This is a genomic window from Mitsuaria sp. TWR114 (genome assembly GCF_007997345.1).
Window position 1 is genome coordinate 1 of record NZ_VOSR01001124.1, and the last position, 5853, is coordinate 5853.

At 69.4% G+C, this 5853-nt stretch carries 6 protein-coding genes; 3 read left to right on the forward strand and 3 right to left on the reverse strand.

What is annotated here, in order from left to right; translation table 11 throughout:
• Positions 1 to 26: 26 nt before the first annotated feature.
• Both FUT87_RS28040 and FUT87_RS28045 read right to left on the reverse strand, forming a co-directional pair.
• Positions 27 to 1247, reverse strand: coding sequence for a hypothetical protein (locus FUT87_RS28040; protein WP_147242767.1), 1221 nt, complete (start codon positions 1245 to 1247; stop codon positions 27 to 29).
• Between the two features lie 211 nt (positions 1248 to 1458).
• Positions 1459 to 2373: a YihY/virulence factor BrkB family protein gene (locus tag FUT87_RS28045; protein ID WP_147242766.1), complete on the reverse strand. Its 915-nt coding sequence runs from the start codon at positions 2371 to 2373 to the stop codon at positions 1459 to 1461.
• Positions 2374 to 2526: 153 nt separating this feature from the next.
• Here FUT87_RS28045 and FUT87_RS28050 point away from each other — a divergent pair, with 153 nt between their 5' ends.
• The gene (locus FUT87_RS28050) at positions 2527 to 2868 is read left to right on the forward strand and encodes a PRC-barrel domain-containing protein (RefSeq protein WP_147242765.1); all 342 of its coding nucleotides are present in this window, start codon (positions 2527 to 2529) and stop codon (positions 2866 to 2868) included.
• Positions 2869 to 3087: 219 nt separating this feature from the next.
• Here FUT87_RS28050 and FUT87_RS28055 read toward each other — a convergent pair whose 3' ends face one another.
• Positions 3088 to 3543: a CBS domain-containing protein gene (locus tag FUT87_RS28055; protein WP_091724801.1), complete on the reverse strand. Its 456-nt coding sequence runs from the start codon at positions 3541 to 3543 to the stop codon at positions 3088 to 3090.
• Positions 3544 to 3643: 100 nt separating this feature from the next.
• On the opposite strand from FUT87_RS28055, the gene FUT87_RS28060 reads away from it, so the two are divergent.
• On the forward strand, positions 3644 to 4957 hold the full coding sequence (locus FUT87_RS28060) for an O-acetylhomoserine aminocarboxypropyltransferase (RefSeq protein WP_147243077.1): 1314 nt from the start codon (positions 3644 to 3646) through the stop codon (positions 4955 to 4957).
• 5 nt (positions 4958 to 4962) lie between these two features.
• On the forward strand, positions 4963 to 5784 hold the full coding sequence (locus tag FUT87_RS28065) for an alpha/beta fold hydrolase (RefSeq protein ID WP_147242768.1): 822 nt from the start codon (positions 4963 to 4965) through the stop codon (positions 5782 to 5784).
• Positions 5785 to 5853: the final 69 nt, after the last annotated feature.

Sequence of the window (5853 nt, forward strand, 5' to 3'; positions counted from 1 at the left end):
ACCGCGACGCGCGGCTCATCGCGGCCTCACTTGGTCTTGCTGGGGGACGACCCCGAGGAAGAGCCGGAGGACGAGCCCGGCGTCGTGCTGCTGGATGCGCCGGGCGTGGCGCCGGTGGAGGCGCTGGACAGGCTGGACGACCCGCTGGTGGTGGACTGGCCGCTCTCGTGCGTCCCGGTGCCGCTGCCCAGCGTGTTGCCGCCCTGCCCGAAGCGCGTCGAGTCGCTGGTGTCCTGCGAACTCATCGACTGCCCCGACGAGGATCCGGTGCCGCTGGACGAGCCCTGCCGCGAGGAGCGCTCCGAACGCCACTTGTTGAAGTCCTCGGAAAACTTCTGGTAGCGGTCCTGGCGCCAGCCGTGATAGTCGTTGTCGAGGCTGCGCATCTGCTCGGCGCGCCACTGCTCGTAGTCGGGGTCGTAATGCTGCCGGCGCTGCGACTGGGCGCCGTAGCCGCCGCCCTGTTCGCCGTAACCGCCGTAGCTGCCCGAACCACCCGAACCGCCATAGCTGCCGGACTGGCCACCATAACCGCCAGACTGCCCTCCGTAGCCGCCGGACTGGCCGCCATAGCCGCCACGCTGGCTGCCCGGATAACCGCGACCTTCGAGTCCGCCACCCTGCGCGTCCTGGCTGCCGCCGTAATGCTCGCCGAGCGAGGCGCCATAGCTGCTGCTCGAGCTGGAGCCGGCCATGCCGCCATAGTCGCCGCGGCGACCGGCATCCTCGCGCCAGCCTTCATGGCGAGGTCCCTGGTCGCGATAAGCGCCCGAGCCGGTGCTGTCACGCCCGTAGCCGCTGGACGCGCCATAGCTGCGGCTGCCGTAGTCGCCGGACCCGCTGTAGCCGCCGTAGCCGCCGCTGTCGCCCTGGCTGCCACCGCCGTAGTTGCCGCTCATCGAGCGCCCGCGGTCACCGCCCCAGCCTTCGTTCTCGTAGCCGCCGCGATAGCCACCCTGGCTCTGGTAGTCGCCGTGGCTGCGGTAGTCCTGGCGGTAGTCGTCGCGCTCGTCGCGGCCCTGGCCATAGTTGCCGCCGTAACCGCCGCTGTAGCCACCGCCGCGCGGGTCATCCCGGTCGGCTTGGAAGCTCGAGCCCTGATAGGCCGCCTGCTGGTCCTCCCGCGACCGGTCCTGGCCGCGCTGGCTGCCCGTCTGCGCCCCGTAGTGCGAACGATCGCGATCGCCCTGGCCCCACTGGTTGTCCTGACGCTGGTCCTGTCTGCCTCGTTGCCCATACTGGTTCATGGCACTTCCTTTCAGGCGTTTCGCCGGTTGTACAAACCCGGCGGCCCATGCCGCCGAATCCACAAGGGATCAAGGCAAACCTCATGCCGGCGTCGACGGACCTGACGGCCGGGATCGCCGTGTTCATCGGGCATCCACGGCACAACAGCGACACGGACGCGGAACGTGGGCGGGACATCGGCGCGGCGTCGGCACCGCGCCGAGAAAGATCTCAGCGGGCCTGGAGCGCCCGCGCCGCGGTGGCGGCGGCCTGCTCCCGCAGGCTGTGGCGCTTGGCGAAGGCCCAACTGAGTTCGGCGCCCATCAGGAAGACCTGCGTCGAGTAGTAGACCCACAGCATCATCACCACCAGCGAGGCCGCCGCGCCGTAAGCGGAACTGACGCCGCTGCGGCCGATGTAGAGCCCGATCAGCGTCTTGCCCAGGCTGAACAGCGCCGAGGTGATCAGCGCGCCGACCCAGACGTCGCGCCAGCGCACCGGCACGTCCGGCACCCATTTGTAGATGACGGCGAACATCACGGTGATCAGCGCATAGGCGAGCGTGGCGTTCAGCACCTGCGCCAGCAGCACGAACTCCGCGCCCAGCCAGCCGGTCCACCACTTGCTGATCGCCGCCAGCGCGGCGCTGGCGACCATCGACACCATCGACAGGAAACCCAGGCCGAGGATCAGCCCGAGGGACAGCAGCCGCTTGCGCAGCAGCGTCAGCAGGCTTTTCCAGACGGGACCGCTGTTCACCAGCGGCGCCTTCCAGATGCGGTTGAGCGAGTTCTGCAACTCGGCGAAAACCGAGGTCGCGCCCACCAGCAGCACGACGGTCCCGATCGCGGCGGCCCAGCCGCCCTCGTCGGGCCGGTTCACGCGCTTGAGCAGGTCCTCCACGGCCATCGCGCCCTGCGTGCCCAGCAGGTCCGAGAGCTGCGCCATCACCTCGCCGCGCGCGGCCTGCTCGCCGAACACCAGCCCGGCCACGCTGATGACGATCAGCAGCAGCGGCGCGATCGAGAACAGCGTGTAGTAGGCCAGCGCCGCGCCCATGCTGGGCGCGTTGTCGTCGCTCCAGCCTTGCGCGGCCTCGCTGACGATGTCGACGGCTTCACGGACGGCGGTGGGCAGCTTGGGCATGCGGGAGGGCCGCGGCGCGGCGGTGAAGAGTTCCCTTGTTCAGGCAAGGGAAATTCCCGGTCGAGTTGCGTACGAGCGGGCGCGCCGCGCGGAGCAGTGCGGCACGCGATTTGCCTCCTTCCCCTTATCGCAACTGACTAGGAGATCCCCCTCATGGCCAGCACCACCATCGCCTCCGATCGCGTCGAAGGCACCAAGGTCTACAACGGCAACGGCGACAAGCTCGGCACCATCGACAACCTGGTGATCGACAAACGCTCGGGACTCGTCCGCTATGCAGCCCTGGAGTTCGGCGGCTTCATGGGCATCGGCACCGACCGCTATCCCATCCCCTGGAACATGCTCAAGTACGACACCAGCCTCGACGGCTACGTCGTCCCCCTGCGCGAAGACCAGCTCGAGAAGGCCCCACGCTACGCCCAGACCGACCGCCCCGAGTACACCGACGAGTACGGCCGCAAGGTCTACGACTACTACGGCGTCGCCTGGATGTGACGCCCGCCGCGGCGCCCGGCTGGGCGCGGGGCGGCGTTGCAGATCCTCGCCATAGCGCCGCTATGGCTCCGGTCTGCGCCTAGCCCCGCATCCCAGCCGGACACCGCGGCAGGCATCACATCTGTCTCGCCGCGCACGACTGCCCCTTGACCGAGGGCGCGGTGGGCAAAGACAAACGCCCCGTGGAAGCGGGGCGTTTTTTCTTGTGCGCGAGTCGCGTCAGGAGGGCTGGGCGCCGTCCTCGGACGGCCAATCCCGGATGTAGGCCTTCAGCATCCGGTTCTCGAAATCCTGCGCATCCACCACCGTCTTGGCCACGTCGTAGAACGAAATCACGCCCATCAACTGCTTGCCATTGAGCACCGGCATGTAGCGCGCGTGACGACCCAGCATCATCCGCCGCACCTCGTCGATCTCGGTCTCCGGCGTGCAAGTCAGCGGCGCATCATCCATCACGCTGCGCACCAGCCGCGTCCCGACACTCCCGCCGTTGCCCACCACCGCCTGGATGACCTCGCGAAAGGTGAGCATGCCCACCAGGTCGCCAAACTCCATCACGACCAGCGAGCCGATGTCGCGCTCGGCCATGGTCTCGGCCGCTTGCGCCAGCGGCGTGTCCGGAGAGACAGTGAACAGCGTGCTGCCCTTGACGCGCAGGATGTCGGAGACTTTCATGGTCGCCTGAGAAAAACGTGAGGAAAAGTTGGCCGCCAACATAGCACACAATGCCCGGCGCCAGACCTCACCTCACCGCATGACAAGCAGGAGACCACCCATGTCAGGTCCTTCCGACCCGGGCTTTGATACCTTGGCGCTACACGCCGGCGCCGCGCCCGACCCCAGCACCGGCGCCCGCGCCGTGCCGCTGCACCTGACCACCTCCTTCGTGTTCGAAAGCGCCGAACAGGCCGCCGGCCTGTTCAACATGGAGCGCAGCGGACACGTCTACTCCCGGCTGTCCAACCCGACGACCGCCGTGCTGGAGGAACGCATCGCCGCACTCGACGGCGGCGTCGGCGCCATCGCCACCGCCAGCGGCCAGGCCGCACTGCACCTGGCCATCGCCACGATCGCCAGCGCCGGCGACCACATCGTGGCCTCGAGCGCGCTGTACGGCGGCTCGCACAATCTGCTGCACTACACGCTCAAGCGCTTCGGCATCTCGACAACCTTCGTCCGGCCCGGCGACCTCGACGCCTGGCGCGCGGCGATCCGGCCCGAGACCCGGCTGCTGCTCGGCGAAAGCCTGGGCAACCCGGGACTGGACGTGCTGGACATCCCCGCCATCGCCCAGATCGCTCACGACGCCCACCGCCCGCTGCTGGTGGACGCGACCTTCGCAACCCCCTACCTGCAGCAGCCGATCGCGCTGGGCGCCGACCTGGTCCATCACTCGGCGACCAAGTTCCTCTGCGGCCACGGCACCGTGGTGGGTGGGCTGCTGGTCGACGGCGGCCGCTTCGACTGGGACCGCGCCCACGCGGCCAGCGGCGACCGCCGCCGCTACGCCGAACTCTGCGAACCCTACGACGGCTTCCACGGCATGGTGTTCAACGAGGAAAGCACGGTGGGCGCCTTCCTGCTGCGCGCGCGCCGCGAAGGCCTGCGCGACTTCGGCGCCTGCATGAGCCCGCACACCGCCTGGCTGATGCTGCAAGGCATCGAGACGCTGCCGCTGCGCATGCAGCGCCACGTGAGCAACGCCCAGCGGATCGCCGAGTTCCTCGAATCGCAGGACATCGTCGAACGCGTCAACTACCCCGGCCTGCCCTCGCACCGCGACCACGCGCTGGCGCAGCGCCTGATGCCCAAGGGCGCCGGCGCGGTGTTCAGCTTCGACCTGAAGGGTGGCCGCGAGCCCGGCCGCCGCTTCATCGAATCGCTGCGGCTGTTCTCGCACCTGGCCAATGTCGGCGATGCGCGCTCGCTGGTGATCCATCCGGCCTCGACGACGCATTTCCGCATGGACGACGCGGCGCTCGCCGCCTCCGGCATCGGCGCAGGAACGATCCGGCTGTCGATCGGCCTGGAGGATCCCGAGGACCTGATCGCCGATCTCAAGTCCGCATTGAAGGTGGCCGCCAAATGAGCGCGATGAAGCTGAACGTCCAGGGCCGCCCGGCCTACGCCTACACCGGCGGCAAGCGCTTCGATGCGACGCTGCCCGTCGTCGTGTTCATCCACGGCGCGCTGCACGACCACAGCGTGTGGACGCTGCTGGCCCGCTACTTCGCCCACCACGGGCGCGGCGTGCTGGCGGTGGACCTGCCCGGCCACGGCCGCAGCGCAGGGCCGGCGCTGGATGACGTCGAGGCGCTCGGCGACTGGATCAACGCGCTGCTGGACACCGCCGGCGTGACGGCCGACCGCGCGGTCTCGCTGGTCGGGCACTCGATGGGATCGCTGATCGCGCTCGAGGCCGCGGCACGGCGCCCGGCGCGCATCGCCAGGCTGGCGATGGTCGGCACGGCCTGGCCGATGAAGGTCTCGGACGCGCTGCTGGCCACCTCGCGCGAGCGGCCGCGCGCGGCGATGGCCATGGTCAACGCGTTCTCGCATGCGACGACCGCCGGCAAGCCGTCCTACCCGGCGCCGGGCGCCTGGCTGCACGGCGGCAATCTCGCGCTGATGGAGCGCATGCAGGATGGCTACGGCGAACGGGGCAACCTGTTCGAGCACGACTTCCTGGTCTGCGATCGCTACCAGGGTGCGCCGCAGGCCGCCGCGAAGCTGACGGCCGCCGGCGTGCGGACCGAGCTCATCCTTGGCGCGAAGGACGTGATGACGCCGCCCAAGGCGGCGAAGCAGCTGGCCGAGTTGCTGGGCGCGCGGGTGCAGACGCTGCCGGCCGGGCATTCACTGATGACCGAGGCGCCGGAAGGGATGTTGAATGCGCTGAAGGCGGCGCTCGGCTGAGCGCCGTACGGTGAGCCCCTCACCCGCGGACGCCCGCGAGGGCCGCGCCAGGAGACGCCCATGAGCACC